Source organism: Aerosakkonema funiforme FACHB-1375, from assembly GCF_014696265.1.
Lineage (GTDB): Bacteria > Cyanobacteriota > Cyanobacteriia > Cyanobacteriales > Aerosakkonemataceae > Aerosakkonema > Aerosakkonema funiforme_A.
On record NZ_JACJPW010000014.1, the window covers coordinates 80,962 to 101,135 of the forward strand.

The following is a 20,174-nucleotide window of genomic DNA, read 5'->3' on the forward strand; positions in this document are numbered from 1 at the left end:
TTACCGAGTTTTGATTCAGCATACTTTAAGAATTCCTGCCGTGCAACAGCATAAATATCTACTAACTCGGTAGATCGACTTCCAGTAGTAGAAGTCGTTCCATTCACTCTAGCCATTAAGGTAAAGAGTTTTCCAGTCAGGCCAGAGCAACCACATTGCTCCTGCGTTAAGTTTAGAAGAAGAATATTTGGTGTATAGGTCGGATATGTTTGTTATTTTTTGTTACAAACAACTAATTTATCCCCTTACAGCTATGACGCTGTTAGCGTCAATAACCATCGCTGTTACCTATCCCAGCCAAGCGCAGCGGCCAAGGGGACAAAGGTCTGTTTCACCCCGACCGACTGCCAGCGTTGTACAAGCGGAAGCAAACTATACATTAGGGGGAGGAGATCGGATTCGGATTGATGTGTTCGAGGAACCGCAACTCGGGGGAGAGTTACAAGTCCCGTTAGGTGGCCTCATCACGCTGCCATTGATTGGCGGGATCTCGATCCAGGGTTTGACGACAGAACAAGCATCTCGGGCGATCGAGCGTCGATACGCTCCCTACTTGAAACGTCCCGTTGTGACGGTAACGCTTTTGTCTGCTCGGCCTGTAAATGTTTTAGTTTCTGGAGAAGTGAATAACCCGGGTTCCTACTCCATTACGTTGGCGCAAGGACAAGGATACCAGTCTGGGGTGCAATACCCCACGGCCATCCAAGCAATCAAGCTAGCTGGGGGATTTACCCTAACGGCTGATATTCGTCGTATCCAGCTGCGTCGTCCGCAAACATCTAGTCGAGAAAGAACGATCGATATCGATTTTTGGAAATTTTTACAGGCAGGCGATCGGGGTCAAGACGCCATTTTGCGAGATGGAGACACGATTTTTGTTCCGACTGCGGCTAACCTGAGTGTAGGAGAAACAAGGCTGATCGCATCTGCGGGTTTAATCGGAGATCCAGAAAAAGCACGCACTGTAGCTGTGGTAGGGGAAGTTTTTCGACCGGGGAGCTACGTTGTAGTGGGAGGAGGCACAGCTGCTGAGCCAAGAAATCTGGGCTTGCCAACCGTCATCAGGGCTATTGAGCTGGCTGGGGGAATTACATCTTTAGCTGATATTCGCTCGATCGAGCTACGCCGCGCTACTAGAGCAGGTACGCAACAAATAATCAGTTTGAACCTCTGGCAACTCTTACAGACAGGAGATTTGCGACAAAATGCGATATTGCAAGATGGAGATACGATCGTTGTTCCCACAGCTACCGATGTCAACCCAGCAGAGGCAGAACAACTAGCTACGGCTAGTTTTGCTCCTGCTAATATTCAAGTGACTGTGATCGGAGAAGTGAAAACACCTGGGAGCTTAAGGGTAGCCCCCAACACTACCTTGAATCAGGCTTTGTTGGTAGCGGGAGGATTCAACAACGCTCGCGCTCATCGAGATACAGTTGAACTAATTCGCCTCAACAGTAATGGTAGTGTGTCTCGACGATCGGTACGTGTGGATATGTCCCAAGGAATTAACGAGCAAACTAATCCCCAACTTCGCAATAACGACGTTATTGTTGTAAGGCGCTCTGGTATAGCACGCATCGCTGACACGGTAGATACTGTTTTAACCCCTGCCACTAGGAGTAACCAATTATTCAATATTCCGCTGACAATCTTAGAGATTTTTAGACGATTGTAAAGCAGCCAACGCAATAAGGTTTACGCTATGATATGTTCGCGTGCTAGAGGATTAAAAATAAATACAAACTTTTTGGCAATATTAGTGATAAAAAATACATAGGAACCAAATGGATACCGAACCATACTATCAATCCTGGACAAAAAAAAATGGCAATCTGCCGCAATCGTTGCCGGCTAAATACAAAACCGAGTCGGAAAAAAGCGACGAAGAGAAATTGCTCAAGGATCTGAGTAAAATATTTGCGGCTGGGCGACGAAGGATTATTTTAATCGCTACAGTAGCGCTGGTAGTAACTGGTGCGATCGCTTACAAACTAAAGGATCAGCCTAAAAGTTATGAAGGTAGATTTGTGCTTTTAGTTGAGCCTGTAACGACCTCGGAAAATAAGTTAGTATCATTACTCTCGCAAACTGTAGGCGAACAAAATAGATTAACAATAGAAGATTTTACTTTGGATTACGAAACACAAATTCGGGTTTTGCGAAGCCCAAAATTGATGGTTCCAATCATAGAAAAAATTCAAGAAAAGTATCGCGGCGTTGATTACGATACACTGATGGAACAGTTAACAATAGAGCGGCCTATGAAAGAGAAGTCAGGGACGAGGCTCTTAAGTGTCAGTTACAAAGATAAAAATCCAGAAAAAGTACAATTTGTATTAGATAAATTAGCAGAAGCTTATTTAAAGTACAGTCTGAAAGATCGTCAAACAAAGCTACGCCAGGGTATTGAGTTTATTCAAGCTCAACTACCAGAACGCGAACAGAGAGTGAATATGCTGCAAGAACAACTGCAAAAACTGCGGCAACAATCAAACTTAATCGAACCCGGGAAAGTCAGCCAAACGTTGACCGAACACGCCCTTGCGCTTGAAAAAAAACGAGTAGATATTCAAGCAGAACTAGCTCAATCACGAGTCAACTACACTACCCATAAAAAACTGTTTGATGAAGGAAATATTGAGGCGCTACTGAGTGAAGACGAGGCCGCTTACACTCGATTACTATTACAGATTCACGATCTCAACACCGAAATTGCGGAAAAGTCAGCTCGATGGGGTGAGAAGCACCCAAGCTTAATCGCACTACGGGAAAAGCAGCAGGATTTAGTTAAACTTTCCCGTAAAGAAGCGGAAACTATTTTGGAGAAAGCCGCTGGGAAAATCCAAGAACTAGAGGCTAGCAACCAAATCATTATGCAAGCTGAAAATAATATAAGAAAACAAATGAAAGAGTTTCCAGCAGTGGCACGTAGGTATGCGGAATTAAATAGCGAATTAGAAGTTGCTACTGATGCTTTAAACAAGCTTTTAACTAAGTTAGATGCGCTACGGATAGATTCTGCTCAACAAGAATTACCTTGGGAATTAATTACTCCTCCTGAAATACCTCGGGACAAAGATGGCAATCCGCAAGCGGCTCCTGTAAATAAGAAAAACTACATTTTAGGGGCAGTTTTGGGATTGGTATTAGGGATTGGCTCTGCTGTTGTTGTAGAAATTTTTAATAATGTTTTCCACAGTCCGGAAGATGTTGAAGAGGAAACTAAACTACCAGTACTGGGAATAGTTCCTTTTGCAAAAGAAGCAAAAAGCTTCTCCAAAAATTCTGGAAAACTAGCTCGCATACCAATCATAGCTAATTTAAGCAAACAGGCTGGTAAGTATCTTGTCATTTCTAAAAATGCTAAACCCCAAGGATATATTTCTTCTCCTTTATTAGAAGCATTCCGCTCTCTGTATACCAATATTCGTTTGCTGAGTCCCGATAAACCGATCCAATCTTTAATAATCGGTTCTGCTACACCTGGAGATGGTAAATCTACGGTTGCGGTATACTTGGCCCAGACAGCAGCTGCGATCGGTCAGCGGGTATTGCTGGTGGACGCGGATTTGCGCCGTCCCAAGATTCACAAAAAGTTGGGTTTACCGAACGTGCGAGGACTGAGCGAAGTAATTTCTTCAGATATAGGATTGAATGAGGTAATCCAGCGATCGCCTTCTCAGGAAAATCTCTTTGTGCTGACTGCTGGCTCAATTCCGCCAGACCCAATTAAAGAACTTTCTTCTGAAAAGATGCGGCATTTAATGGAGCAATTTCAAGCCTTTTTCGACTTGGTTATTTATGATACTCCCCCTGTGGTCGGTTTGGCAGACGCTAACCTCTTAGCTGCCTATACCGATGGGCTTGTCATGGTGATCGGGCTGGAAAAGACAGACCGCTTCATGGCTATCAAAGCCCTAGATGGATTAAATATCGCGGGTGCTGCTGTCTTGGGTGTGGTCGCTAATGGTGTTAAAGGTTACAAAACTAAAGTCTATAAGGCTTATCAGCGAATTTAGTAATTTCTCACGACAAAAGTCGCTTCGGTGTCCCCCACTCAGAAACCCCTCTCTCAGAAAACTAGAGGGGCCTCCTATTTTATTTCACTTTTCCATAAGGGCATTTTGCTGGTTATATCTCGGAGCGAGATAGTCAATTATGTTTTTCGGCATCTGACGACTAAGACTGATTAGTTTATGCTCGCTCTACCGACTTTATCGTCGTTAGCGAGTTCTCGCTCAGCCTTTTTCTACAGCTTATCAACACTGCTTATCCCCCTTTGTGCAAAAACTTTACATTTCTATTAAAAACTTTTTATAGCTAAATGAAACGAAAGAGCATCCTTAAACAAAAATAAATAATAGTGATAGAAAAACTTATAACATGGCAAACATAGGTATAGCTCTGCTAAGCATTTATGACATCCGCTTGGTATTCCTTTCCACTCTCATTGCAATTGTTGCCTCTTATACAGCACTAGAACGGTCTTTTCAACTAACGGTAGCGGTAGCGCTTGCCCGTCAGATGTGGCTGGGTGGTGCGATCGCTCTTTTAATCGGCATTTGGTCTATGCACTTCGTTGCTGGGGGATCTTACCAATTACCAATGTGGATCGCCTACGACCCTAAAATCATCTTTGTCTTGATGGTAGTAGTAATTGTGGCATCAGTATCTGCGTTAAGAGTGACCAGCTTCAACGAGAAAAGTTCGGACAAGCTATGTTTTGGCTTCATTGGGATGAGTGTAGCGATTGCTACCATATGTTATGGGTGTATGGCTGTAAAGCAAATCGATGCAGTTGGACGCTTCGATCCAAAATTCGTGGCATTATCCGCAATCGCTTGTCTAGCGTCTGCGGTCGGTCTGTGGCTGCTATTCCATACTGGTAGAGAAGCCGTGGCAAAGCGCGATCGCTACCTCGCGGCTTTGCTAGAAGTAGAACGCAGATTATCGGCTTTTGACGACAACATTAACTTTTATGTACAAATTTTAGAACTCTTGGGACAAGCTTCCGGTGCAAGCCACATTTACTTATTCGAGAACGATCGCAATGTCAAGGGCTGTCTGGGGATGCGCCAGTGTGCTGAGTGGTGCTACCCCAGTGTGGAGCTAAAAATCGATCGTCCTATACTTCAAAACCTTTCTGATGAAGACTTTTTTCTTCGATGGGCGCATTTGTTAGCAGAGGGCGAAATTATTGCAGGTACAATCACAGAATTTCCAGATTCAGAACGTCTGTTTCTAGAAGATCGAAACATACTTTCTTTACTCGTTTTGCCAATTGTAGTCAATAGTAATTTGTTTGGATTTATCGTTTGTGCTAACTGTGTCGAAGCACGCGCATGGAATTCCTCCGAAGTAAACTTTTTGCGTGCAGTAGCGACGGCAATTTCCCACGCGCTAGAGGGTGCAATAGCCCAGTCAGATCTAAAAAAAACAAAAGCAGAATTAGAAATTGAAGTTTTGCAGCACACAGCCTCCTTAAAAAGTGCGAACGATCGACTGCAAAGGGAGATTGCGGAACACCAGCGAACCGAACAGGAATTAGAAAAATCCCTATCTCTACTTTGCGCCACACTCGAATCTACTGCGGATGCTATTATCGCAGTAGATGAACAGGGAAAAATAATCATTTATAATCAGAAGTTTATCGAAATGTGGCAAATACCCACATCTGCGATCGGCTCTTTTCTCGACGAGCAACTGCTAGCTTATATGACAAATCAACTAGCAGAAACCGAAAATTTTGTTGAAAAAATTAGAGAATTGTTCGCGCAATCGACAGCAGAATCTAGGGACTTCATAAAATTTAAAGATGGTCGAATTTTTGAGCGCTATTCGCAGCCGCAGATTGTAGGCAAAAAGATAGTAGGCAGAGTATTTAGCTTCCGCGATGTTACTCTTCACCGAGAGGCAGAAGAAAAAATTCGCTATCAAGCCACCCACGATCTCCTGACAGCGTTACCCAATCGGATGCTATTCAACGATCGCCTTTCGGTATGCTTAGCAGCTTCCCATCGGACGGGAGATATGTTGGCTGTGATGTTTCTAGATTTAGATCGCTTTAAGGCTATCAACGATACCTTGGGTCATGCGATGGGCGATCGCTTGTTACAAGAAGTGGCACATAGGCTAAGCGGCTGTCTGCGACAATGCGATACCATTGCCCGTTGGGAAGGTGATGAATTTACCCTGCTATTACCCCAAATCAGATATGTAGAAGATGCTGTGAAAATCGCCCAAAGAATTTTGGCAGCCTTAAAACCAACCTTTTATATCAACGGTCATCAATTGCACATAAGCAGCAGTATCGGCATAGCCTTTTATCCTAATGACGGTGAAGATGCGGAAACACTGATCAAAAATGCAGATGTGGCACTATGTCGTGCGAAAGAGCAAGGGCGCAATACATACTGCATATATACTCCGGCAATCAATTCCAGAACTTCTGAATTGTTAATTATCGAAAACAGTCTGCACCGCGCCTTAGAACGGGGAGAATTTGTCGTCTACTACCAACCTCAAGTTAATACGATCGCAGGGGAAATCATCCAAATGGAAGCCCTGATCCGCTGGCAACACCCTACTCTTGGGTTTATCTCCCCTGCCACATTTATTCCCCTCGCAGAGGAAACTGGGCTAATCGTACCTATTGGCGAATGGGTTTTAAGAACTGCCTGTAGGCAAAATAAAGCTTGGCAAGATGCTGGTTTACCGCCTATACGCATAGGAGTCAACCTTTCAGCCCGACAATTTCAGCAACCAAATTTGGTAGAAATGGTAGCGCAGATTTTGTCCGATACAGGTTTAAATCCGCAGTTTTTGGAATTAGAAATTACTGAAAGTATTGCTATGCAGAATGCCGAGTTAACCCGTTCAATTTTGATGGAATTCGAGCGGATGGGAGTGGGGATAGCAATGGATGATTTTGGGACGGGATACTCTTCCTTGGGCTATCTCAAAAAATTCCCATTTCACACGTTAAAAATTGACCAATCTTTTGTAAGGGATTTAATCACAAACCCCAATGATGTCGCTATCATTACGGCGATTATTGCTTTGGGGCAAGGGCTCAATCTCAAAGTAGTAGCAGAAGGAGTCGAAACAGAACAATTGAAAGAGCTTTTACACACTCTTGAATGCCAACATATGCAGGGATACTTTTTCAGTCGTCCCTTACCAGCTTCAGATGCCACTAAGTTAATGGGGCAAGCTAGAAAGAAGGATTTAGTTAAGCTTTCTTGTCTTGCAGGTGTTTCCTGCTGCACTAATTAATGGATGATGGGATGTGCAATGTCTCTACATTGCCACAGCAAACACGCTACGCTAACATTAGTAGCCGATGTTGAAAAACTGGCGAACCATGTCCAAGTGTCAAATGTACTGTTTCAGGGCAGATTACCAAAGCTCTATTCACTTTGATGAGCGCACTGTACCGGATTGGCTGCGTCTAGAGGCGGATTGGCAAGGATATAAACTATTAACCCTTCCAGAGGTCGCTGATGTGGCAAGGGTGCTGGGCGCTCTTAGTATAGAAGACTCTGCCGATGAATGGATATCCCATTTAGAAAGCTTGGGGTTGAAAGGCGTTCAGCAAGTTACTTGCGAGGAGTGGTTTGAAGACAGAAGATATTGTTGATCTACCTACTCGCTTTGGTAGTTTTTGTTGCTCTGTTTTGACTGAATGACCCCAACGTCTGAAATGTTAGTTTCCGTTCTCGTTGCTTTCTACTGCTTGCAAATATTTTTCAAATCCCATACGTTGTTCGGCATTATGCAGAAAGTAGCCGCTCATCATTGCAGAAGCCAAAAGCCGACCGAGATTTTCCCGCGTTGTGGTAATTGTTACGTCGAAGTGTTCGTGAGGTAAACCTCCTAACATTCCGACAAGGTTGCGTTCTATTACCTGAACTGCTTCCGGAGAGGGTTTGGAGAGGTGGGCGATCGTCTCTGGATTGAGAGATTGGACGTATTGCCACAGCAAGTTGCTGCCTTCACTTTGGTTGCCAAAGAATTCTGAAGATCGGTTTGAGAGATTATTCATAGTATTAACAGCCAATTTGTAGAGTTTTTTAGCTTTCTACAAACTAATGTAACAGAGGCAAGAGATGGTGTTCGCTGAGGCCAACCGAACGGTAGGTACGGATTTTCCTACTTTCGTTAATCTGCCACTTTCATCGTAGTTTTTCACACAAGGGGGGAATGTATCACCGATCGAGTAGGGTTTTCCCCAATGACTGAATTTTGCATTGGGGAGATTATGAAATCAAGGAGAAGTCGATCGAGTTTTTGCTTCTACCTAGAGATAAGTTAGAAACGACGACACGATGCGATCGCACGATTGGGAAGTGCGATCGCGTGTTATTTTTGGGGATATAATTACTTTGTTAGCAGTTTTGACTAACAAATTTCATGTTAAGCTAAATCTTAATTAATTTCAACTAAGATACGCACACAACCCAATGGTCATCAAATGGCGCTTGGCTGCTGTCATGGCAGACCGAGAAATGGACTACCGAGAAGTGGCGCGTCGGGCTGGTCTTCACCACGTCACTGTGAATAAACTGAAAAACAGCTACGAGATGCCTCCCCGTCTAGACCGTACTACGCTAGAAAAGCTTTGTATGGTACTCAATTGCCAGCCTTCTGACCTGTTGCGCTACGTCCCAAGTGAAGAGACGAGTTCCAATAAAGCTAGCTGATGTAGAGGTAACTCTACTGGAAAAACTCAAATTAAGGAAAAAATAGTATGAAACGCGAGACGATCGAGCTTTTATCCAGCCGGGAGATCGAAAAAATGCGTCAGGCTGGCCAATTCGCTGCCGAACTCCTCAATTTTCTCGAACCGATGGTAAAACCGGGGGTAAGCACGCTACAAATCAATGATGAGGCAGAACGCTGGACTAGGGCTCGTGGGGCCAAAAGTGCGCCCCTTGGCTACAGGGGATTTCCTAAATCTATCTGCACCAGCATTAACGAAGTAGTATGCCACGGTATTCCTAACGCTAAGCAAATTCTCAAAGAGGGCGACATCATTAATATAGATGTGACGCCTCTCGTTGACGGCTATCACGGCGATACTTCCAAAACTTTCTTTGTCGGTACGCCTTCACCGAAAGCGCAAAAGTTGGTGGAGGTGACGCAAGAGAGTATGATGCGAGGTATTGCAGAAGTCAAACCTGGGGCGCGTGTCGGCGATATCGGTGCTGCTATTCAAGAATACGCGGAAGCTCAAGGTTTTTCTGTGGTGAGAGATTTTGCCGGACATGGGGTTCACCGCATTTTTCATACTGCACCTGAGATTCTCCATTACGGTATCTGGGGGACAGGTTTGCGTTTGAAACCGGGTATGGTTTTTACGATCGAACCTATGATTAATGAGGGTTCGTGGGAAGTTGAAATCCTTAAAGATGGTTGGACTGCTGTGACGAAGGATCGAAAACTTTCTGCCCAATTTGAGCATACGGTGGTTGTAACTGAGTCAGGTGTCGATATCCTGACTTTACCGCCAGAAAATAGTAACTGAAATCTACATTAATTTATCGAGAAAGCGATCGCCTAATTTAGCTTAATTAAAAAGGGCGATCGCTTTGAACTAATTTACTCGCCATTCATCGCTCGGCGACTATCTAAACGCGCTAAACTGTTGAGTAAGGATTTAGTAAAATTATTTGAGTGCGATCGCATCGCTAAAAAAATATGCAAATAACACAACGGCGATACTACACGCCAGAGGAATATCTGGAACTAGAAGAGGCTGCTGACTCCAAAAACGAATATATTGATGGAGAAATCATTCCTATGGCAGGTGGATCTGCAAATCACAATCGGTTATCAGGTAATTTCTACGCTGCTTTGAACTTTGCTTTCAGACAGCAGGATTACGAAGCTTTCACAAGTGATATGCGTCTGTGGATACCCAAAAGGCGGATGTATACATATCCAGACGTGATGATTGTGGCGGGTGAACCGGAGTATTTCAACAACCGTACAGATATTCTTGTCAATCCCCAAGTTATTGTAGAAGTTTTATCGCCATCGACCAAGGGATACGATCGCGAAAAGAAATTTGAGGCTTACCGGACAATCGAAACATTACAAGAATATCTTTTAATTGACCAAAACAAGATTCGTGTCGAGCAGTTTTCTAAAGCAGGGAAAAAGCGATGGTCGTTTTATGAATATGATGAGGAAGATGAGGCGATCGCTCTGACTTCAGTTTCTTTTCAGATTGCGCTGGTGGATTTGTATAATAAGGTAAAGTTTGAAGTTGTTGAGTCAGAGGGCGATGCTGCTGATGCTGAGGAATTGGGTTGAAGAATGCGATCGATCGTTTTGAGTAATGTTACCTGTCGCGATCGCAACTGAACTACAGTAGAATTATACTTTGGCTTAAAGAAGCAACTGCCTATGCACTAGCGCCCAATGGAGGCTTATCTTATGGCAACTATCAAAACAGATATTTTAATTCAAGATTCGCTCTATAAAGAGGCAGATGCCTTAGCAAATGAAATGCAAATTTCTCAAAATGACTTATTTGCTCTAGCGATAGAAGATTATTTGCGTCGCTATCGCGCTCGAAAACTGTTACAAAGCATTAATGAGGCGTATGCTGACGATTTGGATTTATCAGAGCAAGCTATGTTAGAAGGAATGCGTCGCCACCAACGACAGTTGGCAGAAGAGGAATGGTAATTCGTCAGGGAGATATTTACTGGATTGATTTAGGACAGCCAATGGGATCGGAACCAGCTTATATCCGTCCTTATGTGGTGATTCAAAACGATGTGTTAAACTCTTCTCAAATCAGAACTGTAATTGTTTGTGCGTTAACTACTAACCTGCGAAGAGCAGGAGCAATAGGTAACGTGCTGCTTGAACTAGGAGAAGCCGATTTGCCGGAATAAAGCGTAGTTAATATTTCTCAAGTATTTACAGTAGACAAAGCTATTTTAAATGACAAAATTGGTACGCTTTCTAGGCAAAAATTTCGACAAATATGAGCGGGTTTAGCGCTGGTAACTGAACCACAGGATATAGATTAAATAGGTGAATATGTTCTGCTGTTGGAATAATCTTTTCTATCAACTATCTACATTTGTAAACTTACACAATACAAACCGATCCGATAAAGCTATGATAGCCAAAGAACTCCTAACTGTTAGATAGTGCCATCTAAGCTGGCACAAACCCGATGAAAGCCGATCGTACACAAACCCCATCACATACATCGCCCACCTTTAAACGTCCAGAAATACTCGCCCCAGCGGGTAATTGGGATTGTGCTAAAGCTGCCATCGAAAATGGCGCAGATGCTATCTATTTCGGTTTAGATCGGTTTAATGCCAGGATGCGGGCGCAAAATTTTACCGAAGCAGATTTGCCGAAATTGATGAGATTTTTGCACCGTCGAGGTGTGAAAGGTTATGTCACTCTCAATACGCTGATTTTTCCTAAAGAACTAGCAGAAGCACAACAGTATCTCCGTACAATTATTGCAGCGGGAGTAGATGCGGTAATTGTGCAGGATGTGGGAATTTGTCGCCTCATTCGTCACCTTTCTCCTGATTTTCCCATTCATGCTTCTACGCAGATGACTGTCACCAGTCCGGCGGGGGTAGAATTTGCTAAATCTCTCGGTTGTCAGTTGGTGGTACTCGCTCGCGAATGCTCTCTGAAAGAAATTAACAAAATTCAGCAGCAAATTGCGGAAAAAAACGCATCTTTACCTCTGGAAGTGTTTGTTCACGGTGCTTTGTGTGTCGCTTATTCGGGTCAGTGTTTGACGAGTGAAGCGCTGGGGGGACGTTCGGCAAATCGAGGGGAATGCGCCCAAGCTTGTCGGATGACTTATGAGTTAATTGCTGATGGGAAAACGGTAGATTTGGGAGATCGAAAATATCTTCTCAGTCCGCAAGATTTAGCAGGGTTAGAAGTTTTGCCAGAGTTGGTAAAGACAGGCGTAAGTTCTCTCAAAATTGAAGGTCGTCTGAAAACGCCGGAGTATGTTGCTAATGTTACTCGCGTTTATCGAGAAGCACTCGATCGCATTATGGCGGAGTTAGAAAAACCTCACCCCCTCACCTCCTTTCCTACGAGGGAAGGGGGAACTCAAACTCCCTTTATAAATGAGGAACGCTACAACTTAGAAATGGCATTTTCTCGCGGACTCCATACAGGATGGTTTCGCGGAATTAACAATCAAGAACTCGTTCATGCGCGTTTCGGGAAAAAGCGGGGAGTTTATCTGGGCGAAGTTACCCGCATCCGCAACGAACAGGTAACCGTGCGACTGTCAGCGCCGATCGAACCGGGTGATGGTGTCGTTTTTGACTGCGGTCGTCCGGAAGCGCAGGAAGAAGGCGGTCGCGTTTATGGGGTGGAACTGCGCGGTCAAGATGCGGTGCTGACTTTTGGGCGGGGCGATTTGAACTGGCGACGAATTCATGTGGGCGATAAAATTTGGAAAACTAGCGATCCAAAACTCGATCGCCAATTGCGTCAGAGTTTTGCTGGCGATACTCCCCAATTTCAGCGTCCGATCGATTTGGAAATATATGGCGAAGTCGGTCAACCTCTAATTGCGATCGCTCGCGATGAACTGGGTCATATCGTGGAGGTGGAATCCTCCATACCTCTGGTGGAAGCGCACACCAAACCCCTCACAACAGAGCGTTTGCAAGAACAGTTCGGTCGTCTCGGTAACACACCTTTTTGTTTGGGGGTATTGACAAATTATCTCAAATCTGCATTAATGGTGCCCGTCAGCGAGTTGAACCGGATGCGGCGGGAGATTGTGGCGAAGTTGGAGGAATTGCGATCGCAACCCAAACGCTGGCAATTGCGCTCAAATGTTTCTTTTTCCGATTTACTACCCGCCCAAGAATCAGCACCGTTAGCTTCTCCTACTTTAATTGTTTTAGTGCGAAATCTCAAACAAGTGGAAGCCGCACTTCAAGCGGGAATTCAAACAATTTACTGTGAATTTGAAGACCCCCGCGCTTATCGAGAAGCTGTACAGTTAGTTCATCGAAAGCATTTAACTGAAAAGTCAAATACGGGCGAAGCATTTGGGGAGGGAAATTCGCACAGAACTGAAAAATTGTCGCCCAAATGCTTCGCCCCTACAAAGATTTGGGTTGCGCCACCGCGAATTACTAAACCTGGGGAAAACTATATTTTGGAGCAAGTTCGCAACTGCGATGCGGATGGTTATTTGGTGCGAAACTACGATCAACTCCAGTTTTTTGCCGAATATCCCTGTATTGGAGATTTCTCTCTCAATGTTGCCAATCCTCTCACGGCTGACTATTTTAAACAGCAATATAAACTGGAAAGGCTCACCGCATCTTACGATTTGAATATTAGCCAACTCGAAGATTTGCTCGTTAATTGTCCGCGTCATTGGTTTGAGGTAACTATTCATCAGCATATGCCGATGTTCCACATGGAGCATTGTGTTTTTTGTGCGTTTTTATCAGATGGAACCGATTATACTAATTGCGGGCGTCCTTGTGAAAAATATGAGGTGAAATTGCGCGATCGCGTCGGCACAGAACATATCCTGCAAGCTGATGCCGGTTGTCGCAATACTGTGTTTAATGGCACTGCTCAAACTGGTGCAGAATATGTCCAACGTCTGATAGAATTGGGGGTTAGTAACTTCCGAATTGAATTTGTCAATGAAACACCTAACCAGGTAATTCAGACAATTCAACGCTATCGGCAACTGCTACAAGGAGAGATTACAGGTTCTCAACTTTGGCGAGAATTAAAGTTGCAAAATCAGTTGGGTGTAACTCGTGGGCCTTTGGAAAAGAAATCTTGAGTGTTATAGTAATAATGCTAAATTCGGGATAAAAACCCTTTTATCCCTAAGAAGGGTGAAGCATTGCGCTAGAAAAACTTTGGCTCACAGGAATACACTTATCGCCACAATGTTTCACCCCTACACTCTAGACTATAAAGGGGGTCGAGTCATTTTAGTGGAATGGCGCTCTAGCATCTATATTTGAGAGTCAAATTTGATAATATTCTTGTGGGATAGGCATCTTGCCTGTCCCAGATTAAAATTGAGATGTTGACAACTTACCATAAATAAACTCTGACTTATCACAATTGAACCGTCTGCTATAGCAGAATGAGCAGGAAGACAAACCATGTTAACTCGTACCGCTCCTTATCAAATAACCTGGGAAAAACTCCCCGATGATTTCGTATTAGATGATGAACCTGTGGATAATATCAATCAACCACCTCTTGCTGCTGCATTGACAGAAAGCTTGCAACTTGCCGGTAGGCTATCTGCCAATGCCTTAACTTTCACAAATTACGGAATTTGTGCGACAGTCAATGACAAAATTGTGGTAAAAGCCCCAGATTGGGGTTATGTTCCCACGATCGGCGTTTCGCGAGCTGAAGTTAGGCGCAGCTATACTCCCCAACTTCAAGGAGAGATTCCCGTCATAGTGATGGAGTTTATTTCGGATACTGAGGGTAGCGAGTATTCTACGAAGCCAACTTATCCACCTGGTAAGTGGTTTTTTTACGAGCAAGTTTTGTGCGTTCCTAACTATGCTATTTTCGCTCCGGAAACTGGGGTTTTGGAAGTTTATCAACTGGATAGTTCCGGACAGTATCAGGTACGCCAAGCGGATGTAAATAATCGTTATTGGATTGCGGAGATGGGGTTGTTTCTGGGGATATGGCAAGGAAGCCGAGAAAACCGGACAGGTTTTTGGTTACGCTGGTGGGATGAACAGGGAGATCTTTTGTTATGGGGTTTCGAGTTAGCCGAACAAGAACGTCAACGGACTGAGCAGGAGCGCCAACGAGCCGAACAGGAACGCCAACGGGCCGATCGATTGGCAGCTCAGCTAAGAGCTGCGGGGATTGAGCCGGAGGTATAGGTGGGTCAAGTGCGATCGCATTTACAGGAAGTGCGATCGCACTTATTTTTTCGATTCAAATAGACTTACCTTTATTTTAATAACTTTTTTGTTTTGGCGAATTCGATCTGTAACCAATGGCACAGGTAATCACAAATCACCCTGATGTCTGGGTTCTCGAATTTGGCAAACTGCGATCGATACGCTCAAGCTATTCTTGCAACGGCAAATTTTCAGCTACTTTTACTAAAGTAACACCAACATTGCGCCAGTGGTCAGCAGGTTCGCTTCTGATTTCAGCTTGCACCCACTCCACTTCACAATAAGCTGCTAATTCTCTGACCACGCTTTTAAATCCGTGTCTGTGAACCAAATCTGCAATGCTGCGAGGAAGTGTGGAATCGTACTTTTGCAAAGACATATTTGCTTCCTTTGTTAATATTCTTTTCTGATGGAGGCTTTACTGTCGAGTTTTTATTAACCGCTCCCAGCCCTAAAGCTAAGTTTACATCACCGGATTGACACCGTTTTCAGAAAACATAACCATTTTCGGAATTTGGCTTGCTGGCAGGAATCTACCAACAGTAAGAAGTTGCTCTCGTTCGGTGACAATCGGTTATGCAGTTGTGGGATGCGGTGAGATAACGGTTTGGTAATGGTGGTGTAACTCCGTCCTTACAGTATTTAGTGGAGATACTTTTATTCTACTTTCACACGTTCCCACCTTGGCAAGTTGAATCCTTGCTTAGATTAACATAAATGTTTATCTGCAAAGTGAGTTTGAAAATTTTTTAACCAGATACAAAAATAAATAAACACTGGTTTACACAGATGTAAGTGTCACTTACTTTGGCATAAACATATGTATTGACAGCGGCTTGCTAGTGGGTAAGCTACAGGTCAATTTTAGGGGCGCGTTTTGTGATGATTCTTATCCTATATTTGATTTCATTACTTTCTTTGAGTTAGGTGTAATTTCAAAACATTCTCTATTGTGATTACTCGTCGCAATTGGTCTAATTTTATACAATTCCAGCGCCATTCTTCTGAGTCTAGTTGCAGTTCCGTAAGTTGCTGGCGATAATAAGGTTCTCGCTGGCAAATGCCAAACAACCCGCTGGCGTCCAATTGTTGTTGAGCGTTGCGAAATGATTCTACTCGTGCCCAGATATACGCTTGTCTTCCGGTCAGTCCTTTTTCCAGGGCTAAAGAAAATTTGAAGGGAAATTGAGGGCCAGCGGAATTGGATTGATTCCACAAATCTGTGCCCATGACGATCGCTCTTTTGTTAATCTTCGGGTGCAGTCCCAGCGCCAGTAGCTGATTTTCGATCGCCACAGATTGCGACTGCAATGCTTGCAAACAAAAGCTATCTGCTTCTTCTACAGATATCGCTTCGGCTTTGTTCCAACTGCAAAATCCCCTGTTGGTCGCAAAGTTGCCAGGGTCGGTATGTCCCAAATAAATAGAAGTGGGCGATCCTCTAGGGGTCAAGTTGCCTTCGGCGACGCCGACTGCGATCGCTCCCGGTGCTGTTTTGCTACCGAATAATTCGCGAATACTGAGGGGAAAATCGATCGCGTTTTGGGAAATGTTTGCATCCAGCTTAGATGAACCTGGAAATAAATCAGCTACTTCGGGAGCGATCGCACAAAACGCAGTATAAACTATTACCTCTATTATCCGCAATACCCAGTAGCGATAGTTCATAACGACCCGATAAAGAACTGGAGGAAAAAAAGCCAGAAGGTCGATCGCAAACGAACAACCTCACGGATAATTATCCTGTTATCTTTGCTAACTATCGATCGCTATAGTTTTTATAGCAACCGAATCGGCGATTAAGGCATTCTTAATTCCTGAAACCCTTGATAATAAACCTTTCTTACCCTAGCCCCTACTCCCTAGTCCCTAGCTTACATATGTCGAAACAACTCGTACTCATGGATTGCGACGGTGGCGTTGACGACTATTTATCGGTTATGTTGCTGATGACAATGACCCAAGTGCAACCGATCGGGGTGATTGTGACGCCTGCGGACTGCTATATTGAACCGGCTGTGAGTGCGACGCGGAAAATTTTAGATTTGATGGGTTGTCATGATGTACCTGTAGCGGAAAGTACAGTGCGCGGGATAAATCCGTTCCCGCGACTTTATCGACGAGATTCGTTTATTGTTGACCATCTGCCAATTTTGAACGAAAACGAGACAATTAAAACGCCGAAAGTGTCAGAATCGGGTCAAAATTTTATGGTGCGATCGCTTCAACAAGCACCAGAACCTGTCACGCTACTGGTAACTGGCCCTTTGACTACTGTAGCGAGTGCGATCGAGATATCTCCAGAGATTGAAGCAAAAATTAAACAAATTATCTGGATGGGAGGCGCACTTAACGTTCCCGGTAATGTAGAGCGTTCTTTGGAAGCGGGACAAGACGGTTCGGCGGAATGGAACGCTTACTGGGACCCCATAGCTGTAGAGAGAGTTTGGCAAACGAACATTCCGATCGTACTTTGCTCTTTAGATGTTACCAACAATGTGCCAGTAACATCGGCATTTGTGCAACGAATTGGCAAACAGCGTCGCTATCCGCTTTCCGATTTAGCAGGACAATGTTACGCGCTAGTTATTCCCCAGGATTTTTATTTTTGGGATGTTTTGGCGACAGCTTATTTGGCACATCCTGAGTTTTACCAACTGCGCGAATGGGAAACAGTTATTGTCACCAGTGGACTCAGCCAGGGTCGCACTAAAGTTGAGCCGGGTGGACGCTTAATTAAGGCGATGGAAAAAGTCGATACGGAACGCTTCTACGAGTACATTTTGCAGCAATGGAAACGATGATTCCCGATAGACGGGTGCAGAAATCACTAATTGTTTCAATCCCGTTGCCGGGATTCTGTTAATTGAAAGTCTAGCAGGATGGAAATCTTTTCTGCTGGCGGGTTGTTTCAATCCCGTTGCCGGGATTCTGTTAATTGAAAGCCTCGATCGAATCGAAGCTCTGCTTGAGGAAATCAAAGTTTCAATCCCGTTGCCGGGATTCTGTTAATTGAAAGCGCGAGGTGGCATAAGGGAAATTCAAAGAGGCCGGTTTCAATCCCGTTGCCGGGATTCTGTTAATTGAAAGATCCCCCCCGTTAACAACTACGATCAGTTAGTTAAACGTTTCAATCCCGTTGCCGGGATTCTGTTAATTGAAAGAGACAATGGACTCTTTAATATGTAAAATCGAATCATATGTTTCAATCCCGTTGCCGGGATTCTGTTAATTGAAAGGAATTTAATGGCCGCGACTAAAGACCCCTCCGATCCAGTTTCAATCCCGTTGCCGGGATTCTGTTAATTGAAAGAAGTTCATATTCCCTGGAGAAGAGTTGATGGGAATGTTTCAATCCCGTTGCCGGGATTCTGTTAATTGAAAGATTTATCTCATAGAATTTGGCAGACTCTACGCCTTTGTTTCAATCCCGTTGCCGGGATTCTGTTAATTGAAAGTCAAACCTACCTCCCCCTCGAATCTGCTTTGGAAATGTTTCAATCCCGTTGCCGGGATTCTGTTAATTGAAAGCCACTCAGAACCCCAATAACTGGGCTTATCTGGATTGTTTCAATCCCGTTGCCGGGATTCTGTTAATTGAAAGCTCGCCCTGCCAACCCCGCCCCAAATACAACTGGGCTGGTTTCAATCCCGTTGCCGGGATTCTGTTAATTGAAAGTTGGCTTTGTTCCTGGAAGCTTTTCCTCTGGAAAGGGTTTCAATCCCGTTGCCGGGATTCTGTTAATTGAAAGGATAAAGCTCTCCCAAGCAAAGTTTTGTGGTTGTCAGTTTCAATCCCGTTGCCGGGATTCTGTTAATTGAAAGAGTTTTTTGGCGTGATCGCAGCGAATCGCGAATCCGTTTCAATCCCGTTGCCGGGATTCTGTTAATTGAAAGTGGCTCAGAGATGAGGATACTGCTACTATCACACGTTTCAATCCCGTTGCCGGGATTCTGTTAATTGAAAGCAAATCTTTTAAATCGCCTATGTTGTTTGGCTGATTGGCAGGTTTCAATCCCGTTGCCGGGATTCTGTTAATTGAAAGTTGCGCCAGCTTGCCTTGCCCGCCAGCCTTGTCTAGTGTTTCAATCCCGTTGCCGGGATTCTGTTAATTGAAAGCACCCCAGGCGAAAAAGTTTATTATCTGAATAAATCGTTTCAATCCCGTTGCCGGGATTCTGTTAATTGAAAGATTAAGAATCTGATGATTGTGAAATTAAGGGCGATAAGTTTCAATCCCGTTGCCGGGATTCTGTTAATTGAAAGAAGGATGAAGCATTAGCCAAAGAAAGAGAGCGATTTTCCGCGTTTCAATCCCGTTGCCGGGATTCTGTTAATTGAAAGTTTGTTTTTTAATACAATGCAACCGGCGCTACCAGGGTTTCAATCCCGTTGCCGGGATTCTGTTAATTGAAAGGATTTGATTGAGCAATTGGAGATTAAATCAAATGTTTCAATCCCGTTGCCGGGATTCTGTTAATTGAAAGGGATTGGGGAAAGTTATCCCTGCTGTAATTGGAAGTTTCAATCCCGTTGCCGGGATTCTGTTAATTGAAAGTGCAGACAGCTATGATGGTATCGCGAGATATTGTTGAGTTTCAATCCCGTTGCCGGGATTCTGTTAATTGAAAGGCACGGATCGATGAAGTCCTTGGCTTGGAGCAAGGAAGAGTTTCAATCCCGTTGCCGGGATTCTGTTAATTGAAAGGCGACGGGCTGCGCGTTGCCGAAGAAGTGCTTAGGGGTTTCAATCCCGTTGCCGGGATTCTGTTAATTGAAAGTGAAATATTACAGCGATCGCGGGTTTATTTGCATTGGCATGTTTCAATCCCGTTGCCGGGATTCTGTTAATTGAAAGACTGCCCTCGAAAACCAAGACAGAGAGGCCATTCTGAAGGCACTTTTCGTGAACCTCATTTTTAACCTCATTTCAGCCTTCGTTGTTGAAACTTATTCGCAACAATTGCACTTGGCCAAACGCTGAAAGTATTTAATTGTCAAGGTTCTGGCGTTTTTCGTGAACCCCCCCAGGTTTTGGCTCCCGCTTCGGTTCACGAAAACTATAGTAAACGAATGGCATTTTCTTGTCAAGCGTTTCGCTCTATGGTATGCAAAATTTGATGGATGGGCGTTCGGCTAGTACAGCACAACAGAAATAACCCACCAGTTTCATTCTTTTTTCCCCACTCCCCCACTCTCCCGCTCTCCCGCTCCCCCGCTCTCCCACTCTCCCGCTCTCC

Annotated in this window: 14 protein-coding genes, 1 pseudogene and 1 CRISPR repeat array; of the genes and pseudogenes, 12 read left to right on the forward strand and 3 right to left on the reverse strand. The window is 44.2% G+C overall.

Features of this window, described 5'->3' with window-relative positions; all coding sequences use genetic code 11:
- Window positions 1–205: 205 nt before the first annotated feature.
- The 4 genes from H6G03_RS07775 (at window position 206) to H6G03_RS07790 (ending at window position 7,642) form a co-directional block, all read left to right on the forward strand.
- The gene (locus H6G03_RS07775) at window positions 206–1,678 is read left to right on the forward strand and encodes an SLBB domain-containing protein (protein WP_190463744.1); all 1,473 of its coding nucleotides are present in this window, start codon (window positions 206–208) and stop codon (window positions 1,676–1,678) included.
- A gap of 109 nt (window positions 1,679–1,787) precedes the next feature.
- Window positions 1,788–4,022, forward strand: coding sequence for a GumC family protein (locus H6G03_RS07780; RefSeq protein ID WP_190463745.1), 2,235 nt, complete (start codon window positions 1,788–1,790; stop codon window positions 4,020–4,022).
- A gap of 364 nt (window positions 4,023–4,386) precedes the next feature.
- On the forward strand, window positions 4,387–7,278 hold the full coding sequence (locus H6G03_RS07785; RefSeq protein WP_190463746.1) for an EAL domain-containing protein: 2,892 nt from the start codon (window positions 4,387–4,389) through the stop codon (window positions 7,276–7,278).
- An 88-nt stretch (window positions 7,279–7,366) separates the two neighbouring features.
- On the forward strand, window positions 7,367–7,642 hold the full coding sequence (locus tag H6G03_RS07790) for a hypothetical protein (protein ID WP_199315188.1): 276 nt from the start codon (window positions 7,367–7,369) through the stop codon (window positions 7,640–7,642).
- A gap of 66 nt (window positions 7,643–7,708) precedes the next feature.
- On the opposite strand, the gene H6G03_RS07795 is transcribed toward H6G03_RS07790, so the two are convergent.
- Window positions 7,709–8,047: a DUF760 domain-containing protein gene (locus H6G03_RS07795; RefSeq protein ID WP_190463748.1), complete on the reverse strand. Its 339-nt coding sequence runs from the start codon at window positions 8,045–8,047 to the stop codon at window positions 7,709–7,711.
- Window positions 8,048–8,465: 418 nt separating this feature from the next.
- On the opposite strand from H6G03_RS07795, the gene H6G03_RS07800 reads away from it, so the two are divergent.
- The 7 genes and pseudogenes from H6G03_RS07800 to H6G03_RS07830 all read left to right on the forward strand — a co-directional run bounded on the left by H6G03_RS07800 (window position 8,466) and on the right by H6G03_RS07830 (window position 14,912).
- Window positions 8,466–8,705, forward strand: coding sequence for a helix-turn-helix domain-containing protein (locus H6G03_RS07800; protein WP_199315189.1), 240 nt, complete (start codon window positions 8,466–8,468; stop codon window positions 8,703–8,705).
- A gap of 47 nt (window positions 8,706–8,752) precedes the next feature.
- Complete coding sequence (map, locus tag H6G03_RS07805; protein WP_190463749.1) at window positions 8,753–9,529, forward strand: type I methionyl aminopeptidase; 777 nt, start codon at window positions 8,753–8,755, stop codon at window positions 9,527–9,529.
- Between the two features lie 173 nt (window positions 9,530–9,702).
- Complete coding sequence (locus H6G03_RS07810; RefSeq protein ID WP_190463750.1) at window positions 9,703–10,320, forward strand: Uma2 family endonuclease; 618 nt, start codon at window positions 9,703–9,705, stop codon at window positions 10,318–10,320.
- A gap of 123 nt (window positions 10,321–10,443) precedes the next feature.
- Complete coding sequence (locus tag H6G03_RS07815) at window positions 10,444–10,698, forward strand: hypothetical protein (RefSeq protein ID WP_190463751.1); 255 nt, start codon at window positions 10,444–10,446, stop codon at window positions 10,696–10,698.
- A pseudogene (locus H6G03_RS07820) lies at window positions 10,692–11,006 on the forward strand (type II toxin-antitoxin system PemK/MazF family toxin). The gene H6G03_RS07815 and the pseudogene H6G03_RS07820 overlap by 7 nt, the downstream one beginning before the upstream one ends.
- Window positions 11,007–11,197: 191 nt before the next feature.
- Window positions 11,198–13,831, forward strand: a complete 2,634-nt coding sequence (locus H6G03_RS07825; RefSeq protein WP_190463752.1) for a U32 family peptidase — start codon at window positions 11,198–11,200, stop codon at window positions 13,829–13,831.
- A 331-nt stretch (window positions 13,832–14,162) separates the two neighbouring features.
- A complete protein-coding gene (locus H6G03_RS07830) occupies window positions 14,163–14,912 on the forward strand; it encodes a Uma2 family endonuclease (RefSeq protein WP_190463753.1) in 750 nt (249 codons plus the stop codon).
- A 190-nt stretch (window positions 14,913–15,102) separates the two neighbouring features.
- On the opposite strand, the gene H6G03_RS07835 is transcribed toward H6G03_RS07830, so the two are convergent.
- Together H6G03_RS07835 and H6G03_RS07840 are read right to left on the reverse strand one after the other, a co-directional pair.
- Entirely contained in the window at window positions 15,103–15,312 is a 210-nt protein-coding gene (locus tag H6G03_RS07835) for a hypothetical protein (RefSeq protein ID WP_190463754.1), read from the reverse strand.
- A gap of 530 nt (window positions 15,313–15,842) precedes the next feature.
- Window positions 15,843–16,601, reverse strand: a complete 759-nt coding sequence (locus H6G03_RS07840) for a hypothetical protein (RefSeq protein ID WP_190463755.1) — start codon at window positions 16,599–16,601, stop codon at window positions 15,843–15,845.
- 212 nt (window positions 16,602–16,813) lie between these two features.
- Here H6G03_RS07840 and H6G03_RS07845 point away from each other — a divergent pair, with 212 nt between their 5' ends.
- Window positions 16,814–17,737, forward strand: coding sequence for a nucleoside hydrolase (locus tag H6G03_RS07845; RefSeq protein WP_190463756.1), 924 nt, complete (start codon window positions 16,814–16,816; stop codon window positions 17,735–17,737).
- A gap of 32 nt (window positions 17,738–17,769) precedes the next feature.
- Window positions 17,770–19,792: direct repeats of the CRISPR family, unit length 37 nt; unit sequence GTTTCAATCCCGTTGCCGGGATTCTGTTAATTGAAAG.
- The last annotated feature ends 382 nt before the right edge of the window (window positions 19,793–20,174 follow it).